The organism is Streptomyces sp. NPDC021096 (genome assembly GCF_040641275.1).
Lineage (GTDB): Bacteria > Actinomycetota > Actinomycetes > Streptomycetales > Streptomycetaceae > Streptomyces.
Map to the genome: position 1 here is coordinate 377046 of NZ_JBFADG010000002.1, position 22779 is coordinate 399824.

Below are 22779 nucleotides of genomic sequence, written 5' to 3' on the forward strand. Positions count from 1 at the left end.
CGGGCCGCCCGGAGCGCACGCCGGAGACGCCCGGGCCCCAACGCCTCAGGAGCACTCGTGACCCCCTTGTACGAAACCGTCAAGACCACCCTGACCGGCCACTTCAACATCCCGGACGACACCATCCACCCCGCAGCCACTCTGGAAGACCTCGGAATGGACTCCATCGCCGTGGTGGAACTGATGTGCGTACTGCAGGACGACCTGGGGCTGCGCGTTCCCGACCTCGACACCCTGAAAGGCGGCCAGAGCACCCTTGCCGAGGCCGTTGCCGCCCTTGAACGAGCTCAAGACGACGAGCCGGCCTCGGCGCCGGCCGACGGCGAGCACGCCACCGTGGAGACGGCAGCCCGGTGACGAGCACCCATGAGATCGCCATCACCGGCATCGGACTGCTGACCGCGGCCGGAACGGACACCGGAACCACCTGGCAAGGAGTGAGCGACGGCGTCCCCACGGCCGGCATCGACGCAAGCCTGGGTGACGTCCCCGTCCCGCTGACCTGCCGCGTCCCCGACTTCGACGCCGTCGCGCTGCTCGGCCGCGACGTATGGCGCATGGACCGCTTCTCCCACCTCGCCCTGGCTGCCGCACTCGAAGCCGTAGCCGACGCCCGACTCGACGCCACTTCCTGGGACGGCGCCCGCGTCGGCGTGATCGTCGGAGTGGGCGCCGACAGCAAGGACACCATCGTCGCCAACACCCGCAAACTCATCGAACGCAAGTACGCGACGATCTCGCCCCTGGCCGTTCCCCGGTCGACCGCCAACGCCGCCGCTGCCGAAATCTGCATGGCCCTGGGCGCTTACGGCCCCAGCATGGCAGTGACCACCGCCTGCGCCTCCGGTGCCACGGCACTCGGCGTAGCCAAGGACCTCCTCGCAGCCAACCGCTGTGACATCGCCCTGGCCGGTGGCGCCGAAGCGCCCTGCCACCCCCTCACCTCACTCACCTTCTCCCAGATGGGAGCTCTCTCCACGCGACTGCACGACCCAGCAGGCGCCAGCCGCCCCTTCGAAGCCGACCGCGACGGCTTCGTCCTGGCCGAAGGCGCCGGCATCCTCGTCCTCGAACGCGCCGCGGACGCCCGCGCCCGTCGTGCTCCCGCTTACGCCTATCTCAGCGGATACGGTTGCTCCACCGACGGCTACCACTACGCCGCCGCCCACCCGGAAGGCATCGGCATCGAACGGGCCCTCGACGCGGCCCTGACCGACGCCGGCCTGCACACCAGCGACATCGGCCACATCAACGCGCACGGCACCGCCACCCCGATGAACGACCGCATCGAAAGCGCCACCATCCGCCGCTACTTCCACGGCGGCCCACCCGCTGTCACCTCCACCAAGGGCGTCACCGGCCACACCCTCGGTGCCGCAGGAGCCATCGAAGCGGCTCTCGCCGCCCTGACTCTGCGACACCAGTCCATCCCGCCCACCGCCAACCTCGACCGTCTCGACCCCGACATCGACCTCGATGTCGTCGCCAAGACCGCCCGCCCTTCCCGAATCGACGCTGTCGCCAGCAACTCCTTCGGCTTCGGCGGCCACAACACCGTGCTGATTCTGCAGCGGGCCTAGGGCACAGGGCTCGACGGGACCCCGGCTCAGCGCACGAACTTCCAGGTGACGCCGTTGACCACGCCTCGGTCGAGCGGAGCAAGCTTCTCGAAGGCCGGCCGGCCGAGATCGATGTGGGTGCGGTCGCAGGAGAAGCACTTGTCCCTGACCGGCACCCTGATGGTCTTACCGTTGTAGCTGACCTCGACCGATATCCCCTTGCAGAGAGGGTCGTTGTTGGGATTGGCGGAGGTCCACCACGAGGGCGAGACCGCGACCAGGTCCTGGGAGTTCGCGTCGATGGCCGTCCCGCAGGCGCCGTCGCCCTTGTCGGTGTAGTAGGTCATCTTTCCGTTCATCGGCTGGCCGATCGGAACGTCGGCGGCCGCCGGTCCCGCGGCGACGGCAATTCCGGTGGCCGCGGCGGCCAGGACGACGGCTGCGGAGCGCGCAGCTCTGATTCCACGCATGGTCTCTCCTCGTTCAGGGGTAATGGCGGGCGGGTGTACTCCACGGACCCGTGGAGCGAGCGCCCCGGAAACCGGCATTACGGAGCCGTCACGGCTCGCCGGTCAGGAAGTCGAAGGACAGCGGCATTTCTTCGGCACGCGTCCGGCTTTCGGTCCATGAGTGCCATGCGGGACGACGCCGACGCAAGTCCCTGCAGCGACAGTTGTCCGGAACCGGTTCCCCAATGCACCTGGTTTGGCCGCCTATGATGCATGTCGTTGACAACGAAGTTGAAGAGTTATTCACTGCGCAAGGGCGACGGCCGCAGCGCCTCCCGCCGGCCCGTCGCGCTTTGAGTAAGCGAGTGCCACCTCAGCGATCCGACCCCACAGGAGCCGCCGTGAGAAGAAACCGCTTCGTCACCTTGCTGCTGGCCGTACTGGCTCTGGTCGGTGCGACCCTCCTCGTGCCGTCCGGCACGGCGAGTGCCGCCGGCCCGTGCGACAACGCGCCCAACTGGGCGGCCGGTACCTGGTATCCGACGGGCACGGTCGTCCGGTACGCGGACGGTAAGTACTACATCGCCGAGCACGACAATCCCGGCTACGACCCGCTCATCAGCACGTGGTACTGGGACCCGTACACCTGTCAGGGAGGTGGGAACCCGGGGACCGGAAAGTTCCCCGTGACGGAGGCCCAGTTCCAGCAGATGTTCCCGGGCCGGAACTCCTTCTACACGTACGACGGGCTGATCGCGGCGCTGGCCGCGTACCCGGGATTGGCCGGCACCGGCAGTGACCAGGTCAAGCGGCAGGAGGCCGCGGCCTTCCTGGCCAACGTCGACCACGAGACCGGGGGCCTGGTCCACATCGTGGAGCAGAACACGGCCAACTATCCCCACTACTGCGACCGGAACCCGCCCTATGGCTGCCCTGCCGGTCAGGCCGCCTATTACGGCCGTGGTCCGCTCCAGCTCAGCTGGAACTTCAACTACAAGGCGGCGGGCGACGCCCTCGGAATCAACCTGCTGAACAACCCATCGCTTGTCCAGACCGACGCGGCCGTCTCCTGGAAGACCGCCCTGTGGTACTGGAACACCCAGCGCGGCCCCGGCACCATGACGCCGCACGACGCGATGGTCAACAGCCGGGGATTCGGGGAGACCATCCGCAGCATCAACGGCTCCGCGGAGTGCGACGGCCGCAGCCCCGCCCAGGTGCAGAGCCGGGTGAACAGCTACCAGCGATTCGCCCAGCTGCTGGGTGTGGCTCCGGGCGGCAACCTCTACTGCTGAGCCCCCGGGAATGCGGCTGACCGGCAGGCCCGCCCCCGGCTTGCCGGATGCCAGCACTCCACCGGCGCTACGAACGCAAGGCCGGCCACGTCCTGGCCTTCACCCGCCCGAGGTGGCAGTTAAAGGATGTCCGGGGACATTAGAGGCCTCCTGACGTCTTCCCGATTGAGTGCAACTCCCCGGCAACAGCTAGGATTTGGTTGTTCTTGAAAAGGGGTCGCTAATGGGCATCAGATTCATTGAGGTAGACGAATCGCGGCAAGGTGAGCCGGGTGTGCGGAAGGGAGGCAGAACATTGACGGTAGGAGACCAGTCCATCACCCAGGAGACGTGGGTGAAGGTTGAGGCTTACGACGACCTCGATCCGACAGCGACCGGGGACGTCCATCTGCACACCTTCGCGGTCCCAGGTATGGAAGTGCGGGTTGGGGCCGCGAAGAATGACGAGGACGGAAGCAGCGAATTCGAACCCAGGTTGATCCCGTCTGTCCAGTATTACCAGATCGAGCTCGGGCCCGACTCGCTGAACAAGCTCCATGATGCGCTCAAGCCCTTCATCGCAGCCGCGAAGGAATGTGAGCCGCCAAAGGGCCGCAAGATACGCTCCAAGTAGTCCGCAATGTCCCCTCCCGCGAGGGGGCATTGTCATAGCCGGTGCGCTACGCCGCCGGCCCGCGTCCTTGCCGGCGCGTGTGGCGAACGGGTGGCGTGTCCGGGAGCTCCTCCGGCTCGTTCTTGCCGTAAAGGCCTGTCTTGCCGGAATTGACTGAAGGAGTCCCGATGCGACGAGTCCTCGCGGTGACTGCCCTGACCGCGGCCGCGCTGAGCGCAGGCGTCACCGGCCCGGGCGCCGTCGCCCATGCCGTGGGCCGGGCGCCGGACGTCGACCTGGTCGGTACGGGCTTCGATCCGGAAGGGGTGACCGCGGTGGTGGACAACGTCCTGCAGAACACGACGGCGGAACTGGGCCGGACGGCCGGGGGCAGCGAGCTCGGGAGGACCTTGCCCGCGGTCGGCCGGGCGGGCGGCGGTGTCCTGAGGCAGACGACCTCCGGCGTCCAACGGTTCGTCGGACAGACGGCGGGATCGGCGGGACAGTCCATCGGCAGCGCTATGACCGCGAAGGCGAGGGGCAGCCTGCCGAAGGGAAGCCTTCCGGAGCCGGGCTCGGTCCCCGGATACTGAGCCGGACCGAGGCTGTCAGTGCCGGGCGCTGATCAGCTGGGCCACCCTGGCACTCGTCAGTTCGGTGGCGAGCACGCTGTTCTCCAGCGGCAGCAGGCGATGTGCCTTGCACAGCTGTGTCGGCAGCGCCGCGTACTCCTCCCCGGTGACGCGTGCCCAGGACGGGTCGAACCGCACCCGGATGATGAGGTCGCGGGCCTGCTCGGAGACGATCGTCGACGCCAGGAGCCACAGTCCGGGCTCCCGCGCCTTGCCCGGCGGGTCGAAGGCCAGGTGCAGCAGCCACGCCGACCGGCCCAGCGGGTTGCCCAGCCGGTGCCAGACGATCCGTCCGTCCGCGTCGATCCGGCCGAAGGTGCCGGTCCCCGCCTTCGCGGTGCCGAGGAGTACCACCCAGATGCCGCCGGGGCCGCTGATCAGGCCGACCGGGGTGCTGCCCTGCCCCGCCGGGACGGGGATCTGGGAGGTGCGTCCGCTGCGCGGGTCGATGCGCAGCAGTGAGCTCGCGACGTCCTGGCTGACGTAGAAGTCCCCGCTGACCGGGTGCTGTGCGGCGAAGATGGGGTGCGGCTCGGCGTCGAAGAGGCGGTGGCGGTCGGGACGCGTGTGGTCCAGGGCCAGTACCTGGTCGCTTCCCTTCAGGGTCACCCACAGGGTGTCGCCGTACTCGCTGACGTAGTGCGGCCCCCGGCCGCCGCCCGGAACAGCGATCTCATGTTCGATGCGCGGGGCGGCCTCGAGGGAATCCGCCCGGGGATCCACCAGGAGCAGCCGGTCGGTGCCCTCGTGCGTGGCCCAGATCCGCCCGGGGTGGCGCGAGGAGACCGCCAGCCCGTGGAGCATCGCGTCGGAGGAGCCGAGCGGGAACGCCTTGACGGCCGTCACCTGCTCGGTGCGGGTATCCAGTTGGAGCTTCACCAGCCGGCTGTTCGACATCTGGGACACGAGGAGCATCGGATGCCCCGGCACTTTGACGATCTCGTGCGTTTCCTCGGCGGGCGGCAGCTCGTACTCCACCACCGTGCGTCGGGAGGACCCCGCCGGTTGGGAAGGGACGTTCCGGTACTGCGGCCCCGCAGTCGCGGTGCCCGGCATTCCGAGCAGCGTTCCGGCTGCCGCGAGGCTGCCCAAGGACATCAGTCGGCGGTGAAAGGTGCGGCGCTCCAAGTTGCTCTCCTGATGGACGCGACTCTTGGGTGACGCGTCCATGCAAGCGGTGCCACCCGATCATCAGACAGCGGATCCGGTGGATTCCCCCTTGTGGGTGAGGCGGAACTCGCCGCCGGATCCTGGGCCTCGTACAGGCGGTCGAGGAGCGCTTGGGTCCCGGGGATCCATGGCCTGCAAAGGAACTGACGGCCATCGGTGCGGTAATTCAGAATTCAAGCGAGCCGGTTTTCCTGATCAATCGACTGCTGGCCCTAAAGCTAATCGGAGGGGGTCAATTCCACTTCTGTGGAAGCGATTGACCCTGCTCACCAGGCAATGCTACTAACAAGAGGCACGAATCCCCCACTAGACGAGGAGCATCGGCATGCTGCGCATTGACATCAGTATTTTCTCCGGTCGCCCCGACCCGTCCTGGATCATCATGGACGAGAGCGAGGCAAGAAGTCTGTTGTCGGATGTGGCCGATGCGGCGGAAGAAGCGGTGGGGATACCCGGGGCGGGGTATGACGGCCTGGGATATCGCGAGGTCGTGGTCTCGGCGGTCAGCGACGACGAGCCCTGGCCCGATTCCTTACCCCGCAGTTTCGCCCTGGGCACCCTGGGCGCCCGTGACCCCGGCCGCTCGGCCGAACTGGCCCGCCGGGTCGTGGAAGGCATGACCCGCCACGCGGACACGCGGCTGGCCGAGCACGAGCAGACGCCACTGGACGATGACCTGCGCGATCTGGTGCTCGGTGAGATCGACGCTTTCCAGGCCGAGCCGCCGGCCTGGACCCGGTCCCCGGAGCTCTCCGCGTACCCCCTGCGCACGACTGCCCAGGAAGCCGCGCCGACCGCCACCTGCTACATCGAATTCGGTCAGTTCAACCCCGGCTTCTGGAACACCCCGCAAGTCCAGCCCCACAACAACTGCTACAACTACGCGCGCAACATCCGCACCGACACCTTCGCCCAGCCCGGCCGGGCGCACGGCGCCCAGACCGGGACCATGGCCTGTCCGAACGTCACGCAGGCCGCCCTTGCCGACGGCTTCGTCCGGCGCTTCCAGTGTCTGCCGGACAGCGAGAAGCCCCGTTGGCTCACCGCACTGGTCGTGTGGCCGGGTCGGGATTACCACTGGTACAGGTTCCACAACGGAAATTTCTGGGGGCACAAGCCCGGCCAGACGGCAGCCCGAGACTACGACAACAGCGGTGTACGGATCACGAATCCGGAAACGTGCAACCGCGGGGGTTATCGTGATTTCTGCGGGTACTTCTATGCCGGACGCTCGGTCGTCATCAGGTGAGGGCACCCAGAGCACGTAGAGCGTGAAGAGAGACCGATGCTGGTGGAACTGGACCTGTTCAGCGGTCGCCCCAATCCTCGTTGGCGCCTCGATCCCGGGGATGCCGAGGAATTCCGCGCACTGACGGCTGGTCTCCCACCCGCGGGCCCGGTGGCCCAGCCCCCGTCTCCGGGGCTGGGCTACCGCGGCTTCACGGTCACCGACGCCGACCGCGTGATCCACGTCTTTGCCGGCCGGGTGACCGAGGGGACCACGTCCCGCACCGACCCGGACCGGTCCCTGGAGCACTGGCTGCTGACCCGGCTGCCCTCCTCGCTGCGTGACCTCCGCCCCTTGGTGGCCGAGGCGCTCGAGGACGGACGGGACGACTGACGACCCCTGGCAGGGGCCGTCGCCGATGCGGGTGCCGCAGTTAGTCCCTGCAACCGCCAAGTCCCGAGAGGAAGTCGTCCAGACCGGCATGGCGGATGCGCTCGACCCCGGGCGACTCCGCGCGGTAGTCGATCCGGGCCGGCCGCTTGTCGTCGTGGAAGTAGACCGCCTCCAGAACCCCGTCAGGAGTTTCGGTGAGCATGGGGTTCGCCACCAGGAAGTCGCGCACCGGCGGGGAATCGCGGCGCACCTGTAACCACAACCGCTTGCCACCGAAGTGGTTCGGAGGGAGGGCGACCCGGGTGCCGAAGCGGCGTTTCATCTGGTAAGTGCCCTTGCTGAGAAAAGCTTCCGTGCCTTGAAAGTCGAGTCGGCGGGCACCGTTCTTGGCCGCCCACTCGATGAGGAGGAAGTACATCACCTTGAGTGCGCCGGCCGAGTAGTGCTCCGCCGCGCCGTCGAGAACGCCCAGCAGGCGGGAGGTGAGCACGCCGGAGCTGGGATCCCAGTGGCACAGGTGTCCGGCGACACGCTTGCCGTTCGCGGAAAGATAGAAAAGCACTCCCGAACGGAACAAGCACTCGTACGCCGAATCCCTGCTTTCGGTGCGCGCCCGCTCGCCGTAGCGCTCGAGCATCGTCGCCATGTAGATCCGGTCGTAGAAGAACTCGAACCAGGCGGGGTCGTGCTCGACGCCGAACGCCCAGTCGTGCTGTCGCGACTTCTGGCGGAAGTCACGCCGTGCGCCTTTTGAAGCCTGGTGGTGAGTATTTTTGAAATCCTCGCCGAAGTCCAACACGAAGTGCACCCGGATGGGCATGATCAGCGAGGCGTTCGAAGGCAGTTGCCTCGCCTTGGCCCTGCTGGTGCCGACTATGACGATGTCGGCGTCCGGTAGCTGAGGCGGGGACGTCAGATTCCGCCCCTTGAGCGTCGTCGCCGTACGCACGGCGGACTCTCCCAGGCCCTCCTCGCGGCGGTGTTCGGTGAACTCCAGCGTGTACGCGAGCCCCTCGGGGAGGCCGGAGTACGAGATCGACACCCCTCCGAGGTCCGAACGGACGGCGGGGAACGTTCCCCAGCTCCTGGTGTCCCAGCCGACGCGAAGCCCGGTCAGGAGTGGATTTCCACTGTTGCGCCACTCGTAGCCGGCGTGCAGGCGAAGCCGCTGGTTCAGAGGGACGCGTGGTGGCGGCAGGGCCGCCGGACGGGCCGTCTGTGAGGTCAGCCGCTCGCTGCCTGTCATGTCACAAGCCCAACCTTTCCGAGTGAGCCGCTCAGGCTCATGAGAGCTTCACACCGATGTGCAGGCCGTGTTCGTACGGGTAGTCGGTCAGGGTCCTCACCTGTTGAAAGTCGGCCTGACGCAGCCATTCTTCGTAGTCGCGGGCCGGGTAGGCCATGCCCTGGCCGCTGGCCAAGGCATTGAGGTAAAGCGACAGGCGAGCCGAGTACCAGCCTTTGGTCTCGTCGTCCGAGACGTTGTACCCGTAGATCAGGACCCGCCCGCCGGGCGGCAGAATGCGGTGGGCCTTGGCCAGCAAAGTGACGATCTGCTCGCCGGAGAAGATTTCCAGAACGTGGCTGAACAGCACCGTGTCGGAGCCTGCCGGAAAGGGGTCTGCGAACAGATCCCCCGGATGAACCGTCACCCTGTCACCGAAGTCGGGTGCGGTGGTCCGCTCGGCGAGCTTCGACACACTGGGGATGTCGAAGATGGTCGAGCTCAGCTGCGGATACCGGGCAGTGAGCCGGGCGCTGGTGGTGCCGTCGCCGCCGCCCACGTCGAGGAGCCGGTGGACCGATGCGAACTCCTCGGTCTCCACCAGGGCTTCCACGCTGCGCAGGGTGAAAGCGCTCATGGCGCGGTGGAAGACGGCCTCCTGCTCCGGAGCGTGCGACAACCGCTGGTAGAGGGTCGGCTCGTCGCCCGGGTGAGCGGCGAGCGCGGCGTTCGTGCCGGCTTTCAGCGCTTCGGTCAGCCGGGCGAAGGCGGGGTAGTAGATCTCCCGCCAGCCGACCAGGATGTGGCGCCAGCTGTCGGGGCCGTCGCGCGTCAGCATCTCCTCGGCGACCGGGGAGTTCGTGTACCACCCGTCATGCCGTTCGAGCAGCCCGGTGGTACACACCGCGTGCAGCAGGACCCGTAGCGAGTGGGGTGGCAGTCCGGTGACCACGCGCAGTTCGTCGAAGGACGACGGTTGGCCGGACAGGGCGGCGAACAGGTCGAGCTCCAACGCGGTGACCAGGGCGTTGAACAGTGCCGGGGCGTTCACCAGCAGATGGAAGCGTTCGAGAACCAGGTCCCTCTCGTCGTGCGACAGCGAGCGGTCCATGTCGGGAGGCACCTCACGGGTCGAGCGGTAGGGGAGTGGCCTGAGCGATCACCTGGCTTTTGCAGCCGGTCACTCCGGACAGCGGGCCGCACCCGGCCAGTGCCCGGTAAATGGTGCGGTCACCGGCGCCGTGGTCGAGAACGTAGTTGTGCAGCAGGCGGACGTTGTCCCACACGGCGATGTCGCCCACGGCCCACCGCCATCGCACCGTGCGCTCCGGGACGAGCGCGTGGTGCATGAACAGGTCCAGCAGTGTGTGGCCTTCCAGGTCGGACAGTCCCTCTATGGTCGATGCGTAATTGGGGTTGAGGACGAGCGACCGGCGCCCGGCCGCGCGTCGGTCGACGGCGACCAGAGGATGACGGACCACCGGCAGGGACAGCAGACGGTCACGCCCGACCGGGTCGGCCCCGGGCGTGAGCCAGTCGGCGAACAGCCTCCGGGCGTGGTGCAGGCAGCTGAGACCGTCCGCCAGGACGCGCAGCGGTTCCGACAGCGCCGTGTAGGCGCCGGCCAGGTCGGCGAAGAGGGTGTCGCCGCCGACCGGCGGCACGCGTGCCGCCTGGAGCAGCGAGTACGTCGGCACGTCCCGGACGAAGGTGCAGTCCACGTGCCAGTTGGTGCCGTGCCTGTTGTGGGCGTCCCGGCACCGCACATCATCGGGTGTGACGCCGCCTGTCTCGTTGGCCAGCACCTCGGGATGGTCCGGGAGCCCGGGCTTGAGGGGGTGGGCCGGCAGCACTCGAGCGAACCGGGCCGCGAACTCGACCAGCACGGCCGGATCGGTGGGTTGGGAACGTAGGAAGAGCACTCCGTGCTCGCTGATCAGCTCCTTGAGGCGGTTGACGTCGGCCGGGCCGATCCGGCGGACGTCGAGCCGCGACACCTGCGCCCCGATGCTCCCGGTGAGGCGGTCGACCGTCCACTGAGGCTCTGACATGAGAGTGCGCGACCTCCCTCTCGTTCCTGTCCGGTCGAAGCGGTGTCCGTGGCCTGCTCAAGCGGCCGCGAACGCCACGTTTTCCATCGCCCCGCCCCGGGCGACGGTCACCACCCCGGCACGGCCGTCCGGGTAGTAGCGTGCGTAGACCCCGCCCGGTCGGCCGCCGAAGAGGAGGGGGCTCAGTACCGGGGCCACTGACACGTGGTACGGCTGTGAGCCGGGGCCTGCCACCATCTCCAGCTCGTACCGGCCCGGCTCCACGTACTCCTGCGCGACGGAGTCCCCGGCATCCAGCGCCCGGGAGACGGCCGCGGTCCATTGAGGCTGGGGGCACAGGCGGCCGATCATGACACCGCGGCCCATCATGCCCACGGTCTGCTTGAGCACGAACGAGTCCTGGTGCGCGATGAGCAGCCGCCGTAGGTCCACCGGTTCACCGTGCCAATCGACCTTGGCATCAGACGTGGCACGGGTCCAGGGGAGGTACCGGGCCACCAGTCGGCGCTCCTCGCCGTTCATCCAGGACTCGCCCTTCGAAAGCCGGCAGAGCAGCTTCTTGTTGGCGACCAGGTAGCTGCTTTCCGGCGGGTAGAGGACGCATCCGGCCGCGATGAGACCGCGCACCGGGTCCAGCGATTCGCCCCGGGACACCCAGTCCGCAGGCGAGAAGTAGCGCAGTGCGAGCGGGAACCGCAGCCTGCCGGCCCGGCCGATCACGTCCGGCAGGTCGTGAGGTTCCAGCACCTCGGCGTCGAAGCCCCGTTCCCGCAGATAGGCGGCCTCGCCGTCGAAGTACCGTGTGGTCTCGCACCGGCGGTCCACCCGGTTGCCCACCAGCGCGACCGCTCGCCGCAGTCCGAGTTCCGCGCAGACGTCTTCGAGCAGGTCGGCGCGGGCTTCGTGCGGGTCGTCCACGGTGAAGGGCAGGCCGCCGGCGGGGCCGCCGTAGAGACGGGTCCATGCCTGGCTGAACCGGTGCGTCTCGGTGGGACCGCCGAACGCACCGCCCACGTTGAACTCCAGGAAGCGGGGTCCGTCCGGTCCGATCACGATGTCGGGGCGGGCCATCACGTCGCAGTGGCGCAACTCGAAGTCGTCGTCGCCGACGAAGAACGGGAAGGAGTCGGCGGTGGAGCGGATGCCCAGAGCCGCCAGTCGGCCCTGCCGGGTGGGCGCCGCCTCCAACAGCGCCCGGCGGAGCAGGGCGAGCAAGCCGCGTGTGGCGGTGAAGAGTTCGTCGTAGGCCGGTCGGGAGACCGCGAAGGGCTCTGTGGGTACCGGTTGCGTGTGCAGCCACGTTCCGCAATCGCGCAGCTCGTGGCGGAGTACCGTGCTGACGACGTCGGACGGGCTGCGGTTCGCGGTGGGGAAGGGGCGCGCGCCGAACCACGAGGACGTTCCCGGCTTCACTACGACCAACTTTCGGCAGGGGATGGATACCTACGCGTTTGCCCCGACAGCGGTGGCCACGTCGTCGACGGACCGCACCAAGTGCAGGTCACCGTCCTCCAGCTGGTCGTAGTCGGACCGGGCGTAGGTGCCGGAGGCGTGGACGACGATGGTGCGGTCCCGGCCGATGAGTCCGCGCTCCACGCCTTCCCGGACGCCGGTCATGGCCATCAACAGTGACCACTCGGCCAGATCTCCCGGATCTTCGGGCATGCGCATCCCGGCGCGGGCCAGTTCGAGGCGAACCGCGGCGTAGTGCCGAAGGCATTCGTGCCGGGAGACGACGATCCCTCCGCCACCGAACTCCCTGGTGATCTCGTTCATCCGCTGGGATGTGAGCGGCCGGTGGGTGTAGAAGGTGGGATCCAGGATCTCGCTCGGGCTGTCGGTCGCGTAGGGAAAGCACGGATCCTGGTCCTGGCGGTACAGGCGTGCGACCCGGTCCCATGTGTAACGCGGCATGTTGCGGCGCTCGAAGCTGCCGAAACGCTGGCTGAGAACCATGTCCGGGGTGTGCAGGTGTTGCACGAGGAAGGACTCCGGCCGCTGCGCGGGCGTCGCGTCGCCGGCGGCCTCCAGCAGGGCACGGCCTGTGTGGTAGCCGAGCAGTCCGAAGGCGCTGGAGACGGCGTGGGCGTGCACGCGGACCTCGCCCTGGGCGATCGGTTCCGCGTCGTGCTCGAACAGCGCCCGGGTGGTGTCGGCCAGCATGTAGTTGGCCAACTCGAGGGAGAACCACATCCGGCCGCCGGTGTGGCCGGACCACTCGGCCGCGTACTTGCGGACGTACTCCCGGGCCAGTGGCTTGACGTCCTCGGCCTGCTGGCCCTCGAACAGCAGGACGGGATTGAGCGCACGCAACTCCGGGTCGGTGGACAGCCGTCCGCGGCGCAGCTTGTCGCGGCAGGCGGCCGGGGAGATCGTCGCCACCCGCAGCTGATGTGGTTCGGCCAGGCCCAGATCGAGTGCCCGTAGCACCGCGTCGCGCAAGGCCGTGCCCTTATTGGCGGAGGTCGGGGTCACCAGCATCACCGGCGTGCCGGTGCGGCGCACGTGTTCGATGGCTCGGGCCACGATGAGCAGCGATGCCAGGGACTTGGTGGTCTGGGTGGCGGGGTTGCCGGTCAGGTCGAGCAGGCGGACCCGGAGCCCCTGGAAATCGTCCAGCGAGCGCCAGGAGACGGCCGCGGCGGCGAAGTACTCGCGCACGCGGTCGTCCAACTCCGGGAAGTGGAATCCGGGCCGGAACCCTTCCGGCTCGTTGCTGCCCGTGCGGTCCTGGACGCACGCCTCCACGATCTCGGGCAGCCGGTGGTAGTGATCGAGGACAGGGTTGCGCGTGATGGCCCACCCATGGGGATTCGTCATTGTCATCGATGTGTCCCTCTGCTTCGCCCGGTCTGGGACGGGCGCCGAGTCGCGCTCCGAGGGGCAGGAGTGCGTCGGCGCCGGGTGAGCGGGTTCACCTGCCGAGGATGGACCGCAGCACGGCCACGTAGTCGGAACCGGTGTCGAGCGGTGCGTACTTGGGTGGATTGGCCTCATCCGTGAACGCGTCCAGCGGGGCGACGACGACACCGTAGTCGGGTCGGTGCTTGTACTGGATCGACATCCGGTCGCGGCGCACAGCGCTGACCCTGTGCGGCGCCGCCCGGTGTACCCCGTTCGACCAGCGCTGTACGTAGTCGGCGAGGAAGACGAACAGCGCGTCCGGGTCGGCGGGGACCTCCAGCCAACTCCCCTCGGCGTCGCGAACATTCAGGCCTGATTCGTCCTGGGACAGGATCGTCAACAGCGACAGGTCGATGTGCGGAGACATCGAGTAGTTGACCTTGGAGTCGACGTCGGTCAAATGCGTGGCGCCGTAGTAGTTGAGTCCCAGCCGGTCCAGAGGTGAGCTCCGGTGGGCCGCGAAGAAATCCTCTGCCAACCCTAGGTCGAGGGCGCAGGCTGCCAGGATCCCGTCGGCCAGCGGGACCAGATACTCGAAGAGCTCCAAGGACTTCGGGAAGTGCTCATGGTAGAAGTCCACGGAGTCGGGCAGCGCGAGTTCGTGCGTGGTGTTGCCGATGCGGTACTGCTCGCAGGCCTCGGTGCCGCTGTGCGTGCGGCTCCTTTCCCGGCCCAGGCCCCTGTATCCCAGGAACTGGGACTCCTCGGTGGCCGCGTACCTGTTCTTCTCCTCCGTCGGGAGGCTGTAGAACTGTCGAATTTCCGCGTAGACATCCGCGAACAGGTCGGCCGGAATGCCGTGATTGTGGACGAACAGAAAGCCTTCGCTCCTGCAGATGCCGCTGATTCTGCCGGCGACTTCCAGTCGGTCCCGCGAGGTCCACTCAGCCGGGTTCCCCGGCAGTTCAACGTGCGGTATCACCCCGTACCCTCCAGAGCCGTCACCGATCTGCTCGTTCACGTCGATGGGCGTTGTGTCACCCGTTGGCGACGGTCACCGTGCCGTGGGTCCAGTGCGGCCGAGCCCAGCCCGGGGCTGGACGGGCAGGTAGGGGTTGAATCGCCCACACCGCAAGGCCATCTTGCGAGTCCGGGCAGACTTCGGGCAAGCCCGGAGCGGCTGCTTTCGGCCAGATTTCACATGCCAACTGTGAGCACATCCGTCTCGTTCACTACCTGACATGCAATCACGCCTCATGGGATTCGAGTCAACCGGCGGGATTCATTTCCGGTGCCGTATCGGATCATTGGGAAACTCGGCCAAAAGTGCTGTTCGGCCCATTGTGGGCAGTGGTCGTTTCGTTCAGCCTGAGAAATGAGTCAGTTGCTGATGGTCATCACGGTTGGGGCACGCGATGATGCTCAACAGGGTCGTGAACCAGTCTCCGCCCCCTTCGCTGCCGACCGAGCGGATCAACCCATTCGATCCGCCGCCCGAGTTGGCGATGTGGCGCACCCGGTCGCCGCTGAGCCGACTGCGGTACCCCGACGGGCACCTGGGATGGCTGGTGACCGGTTACGAGCTGGCCCGGGCGGTGCTGTCCGACCCTCGGTTCAGCGCCCGCTCCGAGCTGAAACGGGTGCCTGTGGCCCGCCCTGGCACGGACCCGTTCTACGGCAGTACGGCACTGCCGGGCTGGCTGGTCGACATGGACGCGCCGGAGCACACCAGGCTTCGGCGGCGGTTGGCGGGGGCTTTCACCGCGCACCGGATGCGTGCGCTGCGGCCCCGGGTCGAGCAGATCGTGGCCGACCATCTGGCGACGATGGCTACGGCGGAGGAGCCCGCCGACCTGGTGACGGAATTCGCGGTGCCCGTACCGTCACTGGTGATCTGCGAGCTGCTGGGTGTTCCGTACTCCGACCGGGGCGGCTTCCAGCGCAACAGCGCCACCCTCTTCAGCCTCCGGGCGACCGCCGAGCAGGCGGCTCGCGCCATGGCCGAGCTGGACGCGCTGTTGACCGAGCTGGCCAGGCACAAGCGGCGACGGCCGCAGGGGGACCTGCTCAGTGTGCTGGCGGCGGACGACGAGCTGTCGACGGCCGAGATCGCGGGCACGGGCGTCCTGCTGTTGTCGGCGGGCCACGAGACGACGGCCGGCTCGCTGGGGCTCGGGGTGTTCGCGCTGTTGTGCCATCCGGATCAGCTGGCCCGGCTGACGGCGGACCCGGACGTGGCGGACACCGCGGTGGAGGAGCTGCTGCGGTACTTGACGATCTTTCATTTCGGCGTGCCGCGAACCCCACTGGAAGACGTGTCGGTGGCCGGTGAGGTACTGCGGGCAGGCGAGTCGGTGACCGTCTCGCTGTCCGCGGCCAACCGCGACCCCGGACGGTTCGCCGCACCGGATCGCCTCGACATCGGGCGGCGCGCGAGTGGACATCTCGCGTTCGGGCATGGAGTTCACCAGTGCATCGGGCAGAATCTCGCGCGAATGGAGATGCGAGTCGGCTTTCCCGCCCTGTTCCGTCGCTTTCCCGGACTACGCCTGGCAGTGCCGTCCGAGGAGGTCTCCCTCGGACGGGACACCGGGTTCTATGGGGTGCACCGGCTGCCGGTGGCCTGGTCATGAGGGCGGCGCGTCACGGCCGGGCGACCTGGCCCGAGGGCGCTCCCGTGATGGGGCGCGCTATCCGGCGAAGCACTGTTCGAGCTTTTTCTCGACTTCGTACGCGGCGGTGAGGCTCTCCGCGACGACGCAGTGCAGGAGCGTATCGTCGCGCCGGTCGAAAGCGCTGCTGATGATGACTCCGCTACGGCTGCCCCGGTCGTAGGCGAGTCCGGCATGGGCAAGAGTCTCCACCGCCGAGTCGAACGAGGGGACCGACCAGCCCTTGGGCCAGAAGCCTTCTAGTAGTACCCGGTCCTTCATGAACTCCCGGCCGACGATCTTTCCCCCGAAGACGCTGTAGACATGGGTCGATCCCGTCACCCGCCCGTTGTACTCGGTGAACAACAGCTCGCCGTCCGGGGTGATGACCGCATCGGCGCTGAGCCTTCCCCGGTATCCCATCGCCCGCAACGGCTCACAGAGGTTCCGTCCCTGGCGGGTGAGCTCACCCAGGATCTCCGGGGAGAACTCCGTCGGTGGGATGATCTGCTTCGTCGTCACCGGCTCCGACAACATCTCACCGTAACCACCGAACTCGATGCCCGCATCGCTGATCAGGTACTCGGCGAAACAGGCGGCGCTGCCGGGGAAATACCGTTCCACGACGAACGGGTTCCTCCGATTGTCGGTGAGCCAGTCCCAACGGTCCGAGAGGTACTGGCGTACAGCGCCTTCCTCGGACGCCACGACCACCTTCTTCGCGCCCACGGGCGACAGCCCCGGCACCGGGCTCACGATCTCGTTGCCGGCACCGCCGGACATGTAGTCCTTCTTGAGAATGGCCGTCTGGCCGGCGCCGACCAACTCACAGACGGCGTCGACGGCGTCCTCCTCTTCAGCGCACACCCGCCCGTGCGGTACCGGGACGCCCACGCCCGCGGCGATGGCTCGGAAGGCCGTCTTGCTGTTCATCAAGGCGCCGCCGCCTTGTTCGATGAAGCCATGGCCGGCCAATGCGTCGGGCACGCCCAGGGCGCGTGCCAGCCGGGCGATCGCCGCGCCCGGCCAGAGCGGAAGGATGCTGGTGATGGTCCGGCCCGCGATCGCCGAACGGATCTCCGCGAGCAGACGCTCGTCGGTGAGAGACGTCCCGGACAGTGTGTCCGACCCATCGCAGTCGGTCGGTGGCACCAGGACCCGCAGCGATTCGAGCCGGGTACCCGTCATGGAGGTCACATACCGCAGGAACGCTCTCTCCGGATGTGACGGCAGGACGACAATGTCACCCTCGTCGGCGAACCACATCACGCGCTGAGCCCACCAGGCGGATGCGGAGCGGGTGCGGAGCACTTCGTCGAAGTCATTACCGACCAGAATTTTCACCATGGCCTGTTCCATCCGCTCGGAAGGGAGTCGCAGATCATTTCGGATCGCTCACGGACACGTTCTTCTCATCGATGGACGCGTTCGGGTCGACGCGGGAACTCGGCTCATCGGTTTCGGTGGTGAAGCGCCGAAGAGCGGGGAAACACAGAGCGACGAAGGCAATGCCGACGACACATGAGAGCCCGCCGGTCAGCGCGCTCACCGACGGGGTGGTGGCCGAAGCGACGACGCCGCCGCGGAAGTTGCCGAGGTGTGGGCCGCCGGCGCCGACCACGAAGTCGAGGGCGGTCGTCCGGCCGCGATACCCGTCGGGAATGCTGGTCTGGACGATGGACCCCCGCAGGACGACGGCCGTCGCGTCAGCGGCCCCCGCCACGACCAGCACGGTCAGTGCCAGCCACAACTGGTCGGTCAACCCGAGACCGGCGAGCGAGGCTCCCCACAGCGCACCCGCGGCGAGCAACCAGATGCCTTTGCGCGAGGTACGTCCCACCGGACCGGAAAATGACATGGCGAGGACCCCGCCGACCGCGGGAGCGGCGTTGAGCAGGCCGAGTGTGGTGGGTGACCCGCCGAAGCGGTCGGAGTTGAGGGCCGGCAGAAGAGCGAACGGCATCGCGAACACCGTTGCGGTCAGGTCGGAGAGCAGCGCACCCGCGACGATCCTGTTGCGGGCGACGTATCTGATGCCGTCCCAGATGGACCGGACACCGGGCTTGGACGATCCTCCTTCGACCCGCATGGGAGGCAGCCGGAAGACGCCGTACAGCGCGAAGAGGAACGTCAGCGCATCCACGAAATAGCAGATCTTCACCCCGCCGGCGGCGGCAAGGAATCCACCGATGGTGGGGCCGAGCATCACGCTCAGGTGAAATGCCAGCATCTGCAGGGTCAGGCCGGCCGGCAGCTGCTCCTTCGACAGCAACCGGGGGATAAATGTTCGGCGGGCGGGATTGTCGATGGCGAACAACAGCGACTGGGCCATGGTGAGTGCATAGAGAGGCCACACTTGTTCGCTGCCCGTGAAGGCCTGGACCCCGAACAGCAGGGAGACCACAGCCATACTGCTGCCCGTCACGAGGACGAGCTTGCGGCGGTCCAGTGCGTCCGCCAGCGACCCACCGATCAGACCTACGACGAGGGTCGGCAGCAGGGTGGCCAATCCCACCCCGCCCACCGCGGCCGAGGAACCGGTGACCTGGTACACCTGCAGCATGACCGCGAAGGTGGTCATCCGGCTGCCCAGCGATGACAGCGTGCCCCCGAGCCAGAGCCGGCGGAAAGCCGCGTCGGTCCTGAGGGGTTCGACATCGACGAGGATCCTGCGAATCTGCGCCTTCACTGTTCCTTCTGCCCCGAGTTGATAGCGCGCTCGCGGACCATATCTGTCCGGTCGGCGGAGAATACGGCGTATCGAAGCTCCGAGGTGACTTTCCCCCGGTTGCCGGTCAACCATAATTGGTCAGGGCCGGGAAGCATCTCGGACAGCACCAGTCGGCCGTTCCCGGCTGCCCGCGCCAGGCGCGAGACCTGACGTACCAGCAGAGGGCTGTCCAAGTCGCAGTAGACCGGTTTGAGTTCCTGTGGGAACTTCACGAATATGTGCCGGGGAAGACGCTCCCGCTCTCGCAAGCGCTGCACCGCCAGGAATCCCCGGTGCCAGTCCCGGTCGTGGAACCCGTCCGCCGGCAGTGCCCACATCGCGCGCTGGAGGACTACTCGCCCACATACCAGCCGGGGGAGATGCCGCCGAGCGCCCAGCGGAAGCGGCAGGCCGTCGACGCGCTGGGGAAAGGAGAACACAGCGAACGGGTTACGTGCCCGAACACCCTGCCAATAGAGAGGCGGGGAGGTCAGCCGAAGGCTTCGGTCACTGTGCGGCAGGTGCAGTCGCAGACCGCGCGGACTGTCGCTGACCATCAGTTCGTGCAAGCGCACCCGTGAGTCCGCCGGCCGAGACGATCGATCGGCCGCCTCGATGTCGAGGCACGGCAGATCGACTCGAGCGTAACTCTTGTTGCGATGCCTGTGCGTTACGTCGGCAAGGTCCTCGTCCTCACCCAGGATCGTCCGATAGGCGTCCGCTACATGGGCGCCCAGTTCGACGTCAGGGCAGGCCTCGGCGACCCACGGTGCGAACAGGCCGTGCGACAACCCCTCCTCGGCTGCGTGCAGATCGCCCACCACGGCCAGGAAGTCCCCGCGAACCAGCCCGTCCGGACTGTCGGTGCACAGCATCAGATCGGGGTTGCAGACAGCGGGCAGGGCCTCGCCCGCGAGCGCACGCGCCGCCACGATCGCGTCGTCGTCGATGTGATGCACCGGTTCCGTGGATTCCACGGGGGCCAGCAGCTGCTCCAGTGCGGCCTGCTTCGCGGCCAGCAGGGACTCGACCTCGTCGTACCGGACCGTAAGCGAGGTGTCATGGCGCAGGCAGGCGGTGACGAAGTCATGAACCGGTACGTGCGCTCCGACCCCGAAAACGTCGCGAAACCAGTGCTGCATCATGCGCCGCACCGCGCTCAGGCGGGCCCTGGGCAGCATCAGGAAGATGTCGTACACGAAGGCGAGATCACGCTCGATCACGTCGCAGAGCGGCTGCCCCAGCACCATGTCGCCGTGCTCGCTGTCGCAGTCCTCGTTATAGATGGTGCGATCACCGTAGGTGACGCCTGCCGCTCGGTAGAGCGAGTCACTGGTGGCTGCGGTGAATGCCGTCTCCAGCGCGGTGATGGCGGCCGCCCGGTCCGGTTCGCCGACCGCTGCGGCCAGACCGGAGAGGGCGGACCCGACAGCGTCAAGGTGCCGCTCGGCATCCCGGTCTCCCACCTCAGCGGCGAGGTGACGCAACGGCTGAAGCGTGTCCCTTCCCCCGTACGGGAGCTCAGGGCCCGTCAGCACCGCGCCGGATTCGGCAAGCCAGCGCAGCATCGCCACAGCCTCGGCTTCCGGCAGCGGTTCGCCGTACTCGGCCTCGTACTGGCGGCGGATCTCGCCCACCGGCCGACTGCCGTCGCACAACCGCAGCAACCGCGCCTCGCGTTCCGGGATCGAGAACTGGAAAACGCCGGTGACCGCCTCCGGGAAGCTCTGGTGTCGCTTGCTGAAGTCGTACCCGATGACCCCCAACCCACCGTCGGTCAACCGACAGCCGGGGGCGATACGCGGCCGCCACCAATGGTGAGCAGTGGCGGCATCGCCGAGGAAGGACGTCTGCAACTGTTCCGCGGCCCAGGGTGACAACTGCGGGCGGCGCTGCGGGACGACAGACGTCGACATCACACCGATCCGGTCGGGGTCGAACACGGCGGTGGTGATGGGCCCGGCATGGCTGACTGTTTCGTTCTTGGCGCAGTACCTCTGGAGCATCAAGGTCAGCGTGTCCGTCTGCTGGCGGTCCGCGCTACGCCACGTCTCCATCGTCTCGACCCGCCGATCCAGCCACGGTGCCATCCGCCGCCACAGCGGGGGGTTGGCGAACTGCACGGCATCGCGCAGTCCCGGCTCCGTATGGAACCGCCGAATGACAGCGGCAGAGGTCTGTGTCACCTCGGCCTCGTACACGGCGCCCACCTCGGCGGCGATGTCACCTCGGCGCAGCGCCGCCACCGTCGCACCGGACCCCAGCTCCGCGAGCCAGGAGGCCGGAAAACCGGCGCTGCGCACCACGAGCACCCGCAGAGCCCGCCACGGCGGCGCGGCGGCCTCGTTCACACGACCACCCACAGGTTGGGCACTGTTTACCACCCGTAGTTGCTGAAGTGAGCCGGAAAGGTAGTTTTAGTGACAATGCAGCCGAAACGAAAGCCCTGTCAACGGCCGGGCTGAGCGCCTCCTGTGGGCGGGATGAGTTCTGGTCACCCGGCCCCGTCCGTGCATCGACTGCCCTGCGGCTCCACCTGGGGCGCTGCCCAGCGGTGGCCGAGTGCGCCGGAATATATCAGTCCGAAAAGCACCGATCGTCGGGGTGCGTGGGCATGTTCGAAGAGTCGCGTAAGGGTGAATGTGTGCTCACTCCGGTTCGAAGGCTCGCAGGGTGTCGTCGCCGTCGGTCCACAAGACCCCGAGCCGCTGCCGGGCCAAGAGCCAGCCGTCCCCGTTCCGGCGGAACTCCCAGTCGTAGGAGCCGCCCATGGAGTAGGGGGCGGAGGTCCTCCCGGGAGCGGTGACGGCGACGAACCACATGTATCCGATGCCGGTCGCCCGGTCGCCTGCCACGTCCACGTCCACGTGCATGTTGAGGATGTGGTGCTGCATGCTCGTGTAAGGCGACTCGGCCTCCTCCACCTTCGCCCGGATGGCCTCCCTTCCCTGGATCCGCCCCCAGGGCCCGAACTCCAGCACAGCGTCTTCGGCCCAGCACGCGGACCAGGTCCGCCAGTCCTTGCGGTCCAGTGCCCGCCAGCCTCGGATCATGAGAGCGTGCAGGGCGTCGCGGTCCTCCAGGGCCCGCACCCTGCGCGCCAGGTCCTCGAGGGCAGGGAAGTGCGGCATTGCGGTTCCTTTCGTCACTGGGCACTCGCCGCAGGTCGTACGACGATCTCGTTCACGTCGACGTACGGCGGCTGGGAGATCGCGTAGGCAACGGCGTCCGCGATGGCGGAGGCCGGCAGGGCCACGGCGCGGTACGCCCGCATGGCCGCCCGGGCGGCAGGGTCCGCGATGCCGTCGGCGAGTTCGGACTCGGTGACACCCGGCGAGACCAGCGTGACCCGGACGTCACCGGCCGACTCCTGACGCAGGCCCTCGGAGATCGCACGGACCGCGAACTTGGTCGCGCAGTAGACGGCGGCGGTGGGAGAGACCTCGCGCGCGCCGACGGAGGCGATGTTCACGATGTGCCCGCCGCCTTGCGCGCGCATCACGGGCAAGGCGGCGGCGATGCCGTGCAGGACACCCCGTATGTTCACGTCGATCATGCCGTTCCACTCCTCTGTCCTGAGCGACTCCAGCGGCGACAGCGGCATCACCCCGGCGTTGTTGACCATCACGTCCACGCGGCCGTAGCGCTGTTTGGCCGCCGCCACGAAGTCGTGGACGTCGGCCGCCTCGGTGACGTCCAGGCGCCGGGACGCCGCCGTGCCGCCGGCGGCGGTGATCTCCATGACGAGTCGGTCCAGGCGATCGGTGCGCCGTGCCCCCAGGAACAGGCGGTGGCCGTCGGCGGCGAGCCGGCGGGCGGTCGCCTCGCCGATCCCACTGCTGGCGCCGGTGATCACTACGACCTTGGCTGTCTGCTCTGGCATGACTGCACCCTTCTCTCGGTAGGGCACCGAGTCTGGGCGGGATGTTCCGGGCGGCCCAGGCCGTGTGCCGCCTGGGTGCGGTACACCCAGGCAGCAC

General features: G+C 67.9%; 21 protein-coding genes. 8 read left to right on the forward strand and 13 right to left on the reverse strand.

The window, feature by feature from the left end; genetic code table 11:
• Window positions 1–57 precede the first annotated feature (57 nt).
• Both AB0G59_RS05360 and AB0G59_RS05365 read left to right on the forward strand, forming a co-directional pair.
• Window positions 58–357, forward strand: a complete 300-nt coding sequence (locus tag AB0G59_RS05360) for an acyl carrier protein (protein ID WP_360908225.1) — start codon at window positions 58–60, stop codon at window positions 355–357.
• A complete protein-coding gene (locus AB0G59_RS05365) occupies window positions 354–1580 on the forward strand; it encodes a beta-ketoacyl-[acyl-carrier-protein] synthase family protein (protein ID WP_360908227.1) in 1227 nt (408 codons plus the stop codon). Before AB0G59_RS05360 ends, AB0G59_RS05365 begins: the two co-directional genes overlap by 4 nt.
• A 26-nt stretch (window positions 1581–1606) precedes the next feature.
• Here the strand turns inward: AB0G59_RS05365 and AB0G59_RS05370 are convergent, their stop codons facing one another.
• Window positions 1607–2029, reverse strand: coding sequence for a cysteine/serine endopeptidase inhibitor (locus tag AB0G59_RS05370; protein WP_360908229.1), 423 nt, complete (start codon window positions 2027–2029; stop codon window positions 1607–1609).
• Window positions 2030–2409: 380 nt separating this feature from the next.
• Between AB0G59_RS05370 and AB0G59_RS05375 the strand changes: the two genes are divergently transcribed.
• From AB0G59_RS05375 to AB0G59_RS05385, 3 genes are all read left to right on the forward strand, one after another.
• Window positions 2410–3303 carry a glycoside hydrolase family 19 protein gene (locus AB0G59_RS05375; RefSeq protein ID WP_360908231.1) on the forward strand — a complete coding sequence of 298 codons (894 nt, stop codon included), beginning with the start codon at window positions 2410–2412 and terminating at the stop codon, window positions 3301–3303.
• A 334-nt stretch (window positions 3304–3637) separates the two neighbouring features.
• A complete protein-coding gene (locus tag AB0G59_RS05380) occupies window positions 3638–3916 on the forward strand; it encodes a hypothetical protein (protein WP_360908233.1) in 279 nt (92 codons plus the stop codon).
• Window positions 3917–4083: 167 nt separating this feature from the next.
• Window positions 4084–4488 (forward strand): hypothetical protein, encoded by a 405-nt coding sequence (locus tag AB0G59_RS05385; RefSeq protein WP_360908235.1) that lies wholly within the window; start codon window positions 4084–4086, stop codon window positions 4486–4488.
• A gap of 15 nt (window positions 4489–4503) precedes the next feature.
• Here AB0G59_RS05385 and AB0G59_RS05390 read toward each other — a convergent pair whose 3' ends face one another.
• On the reverse strand, window positions 4504–5508 hold the full coding sequence (locus tag AB0G59_RS05390) for a hypothetical protein (RefSeq protein ID WP_360908237.1): 1005 nt from the start codon (window positions 5506–5508) through the stop codon (window positions 4504–4506).
• Between the two features lie 514 nt (window positions 5509–6022).
• Between AB0G59_RS05390 and AB0G59_RS05395 the strand changes: the two genes are divergently transcribed.
• Both AB0G59_RS05395 and AB0G59_RS05400 read left to right on the forward strand, forming a co-directional pair.
• Window positions 6023–6946 (forward strand): hypothetical protein, encoded by a 924-nt coding sequence (locus AB0G59_RS05395; protein ID WP_360908239.1) that lies wholly within the window; start codon window positions 6023–6025, stop codon window positions 6944–6946.
• Window positions 6947–6982: 36 nt separating this feature from the next.
• A complete protein-coding gene (locus AB0G59_RS05400; RefSeq protein WP_360908241.1) occupies window positions 6983–7318 on the forward strand; it encodes a hypothetical protein in 336 nt (111 codons plus the stop codon).
• A gap of 40 nt (window positions 7319–7358) precedes the next feature.
• Here AB0G59_RS05400 and AB0G59_RS05405 read toward each other — a convergent pair whose 3' ends face one another.
• The 6 genes from AB0G59_RS05405 to AB0G59_RS05430 form a co-directional block, all read right to left on the reverse strand.
• Entirely contained in the window at window positions 7359–8564 is a 1206-nt protein-coding gene (locus AB0G59_RS05405) for a GNAT family N-acetyltransferase (protein WP_360908243.1), read from the reverse strand.
• Window positions 8565–8601: 37 nt separating this feature from the next.
• Window positions 8602–9654: a methyltransferase gene (locus tag AB0G59_RS05410; protein ID WP_360908246.1), complete on the reverse strand. Its 1053-nt coding sequence runs from the start codon at window positions 9652–9654 to the stop codon at window positions 8602–8604.
• A gap of 13 nt (window positions 9655–9667) precedes the next feature.
• Window positions 9668–10594, reverse strand: coding sequence for a TauD/TfdA family dioxygenase (locus AB0G59_RS05415; RefSeq protein WP_360908248.1), 927 nt, complete (start codon window positions 10592–10594; stop codon window positions 9668–9670).
• A 57-nt stretch (window positions 10595–10651) separates the two neighbouring features.
• Window positions 10652–12007 (reverse strand): hypothetical protein, encoded by a 1356-nt coding sequence (locus AB0G59_RS05420; protein ID WP_360908250.1) that lies wholly within the window; start codon window positions 12005–12007, stop codon window positions 10652–10654.
• A gap of 30 nt (window positions 12008–12037) precedes the next feature.
• Window positions 12038–13420: a DUF6002 family protein gene (locus AB0G59_RS05425; protein WP_360908252.1), complete on the reverse strand. Its 1383-nt coding sequence runs from the start codon at window positions 13418–13420 to the stop codon at window positions 12038–12040.
• Window positions 13421–13508: 88 nt separating this feature from the next.
• A complete protein-coding gene (locus AB0G59_RS05430; protein WP_360908254.1) occupies window positions 13509–14459 on the reverse strand; it encodes a 2-oxoglutarate and iron-dependent oxygenase domain-containing protein in 951 nt (316 codons plus the stop codon).
• 397 nt (window positions 14460–14856) lie between these two features.
• Here AB0G59_RS05430 and AB0G59_RS05435 point away from each other — a divergent pair, with 397 nt between their 5' ends.
• Window positions 14857–16071 (forward strand): cytochrome P450, encoded by a 1215-nt coding sequence (locus AB0G59_RS05435; protein ID WP_360908642.1) that lies wholly within the window; start codon window positions 14857–14859, stop codon window positions 16069–16071.
• Window positions 16072–16128: 57 nt separating this feature from the next.
• Here the strand turns inward: AB0G59_RS05435 and AB0G59_RS05440 are convergent, their stop codons facing one another.
• The 5 genes from AB0G59_RS05440 to AB0G59_RS05460 form a co-directional block, all read right to left on the reverse strand.
• Window positions 16129–17436 (reverse strand): peptide ligase PGM1-related protein, encoded by a 1308-nt coding sequence (locus tag AB0G59_RS05440; RefSeq protein WP_360908256.1) that lies wholly within the window; start codon window positions 17434–17436, stop codon window positions 16129–16131.
• A 34-nt stretch (window positions 17437–17470) separates the two neighbouring features.
• The gene (locus AB0G59_RS05445) at window positions 17471–18778 is read right to left on the reverse strand and encodes an MFS transporter (protein ID WP_360908259.1); all 1308 of its coding nucleotides are present in this window, start codon (window positions 18776–18778) and stop codon (window positions 17471–17473) included.
• Window positions 18775–21150, reverse strand: coding sequence for a lantibiotic dehydratase (locus tag AB0G59_RS05450; RefSeq protein ID WP_360908262.1), 2376 nt, complete (start codon window positions 21148–21150; stop codon window positions 18775–18777). Before AB0G59_RS05450 ends, AB0G59_RS05445 begins: the two co-directional genes overlap by 4 nt.
• A gap of 297 nt (window positions 21151–21447) precedes the next feature.
• A complete protein-coding gene (locus tag AB0G59_RS05455) occupies window positions 21448–21930 on the reverse strand; it encodes a nuclear transport factor 2 family protein (RefSeq protein WP_360908264.1) in 483 nt (160 codons plus the stop codon).
• Window positions 21931–21944: 14 nt separating this feature from the next.
• Window positions 21945–22682, reverse strand: a complete 738-nt coding sequence (locus AB0G59_RS05460) for an SDR family oxidoreductase (RefSeq protein ID WP_360908266.1) — start codon at window positions 22680–22682, stop codon at window positions 21945–21947.
• Between the last annotated feature and the right edge of the window lie 97 nt (window positions 22683–22779).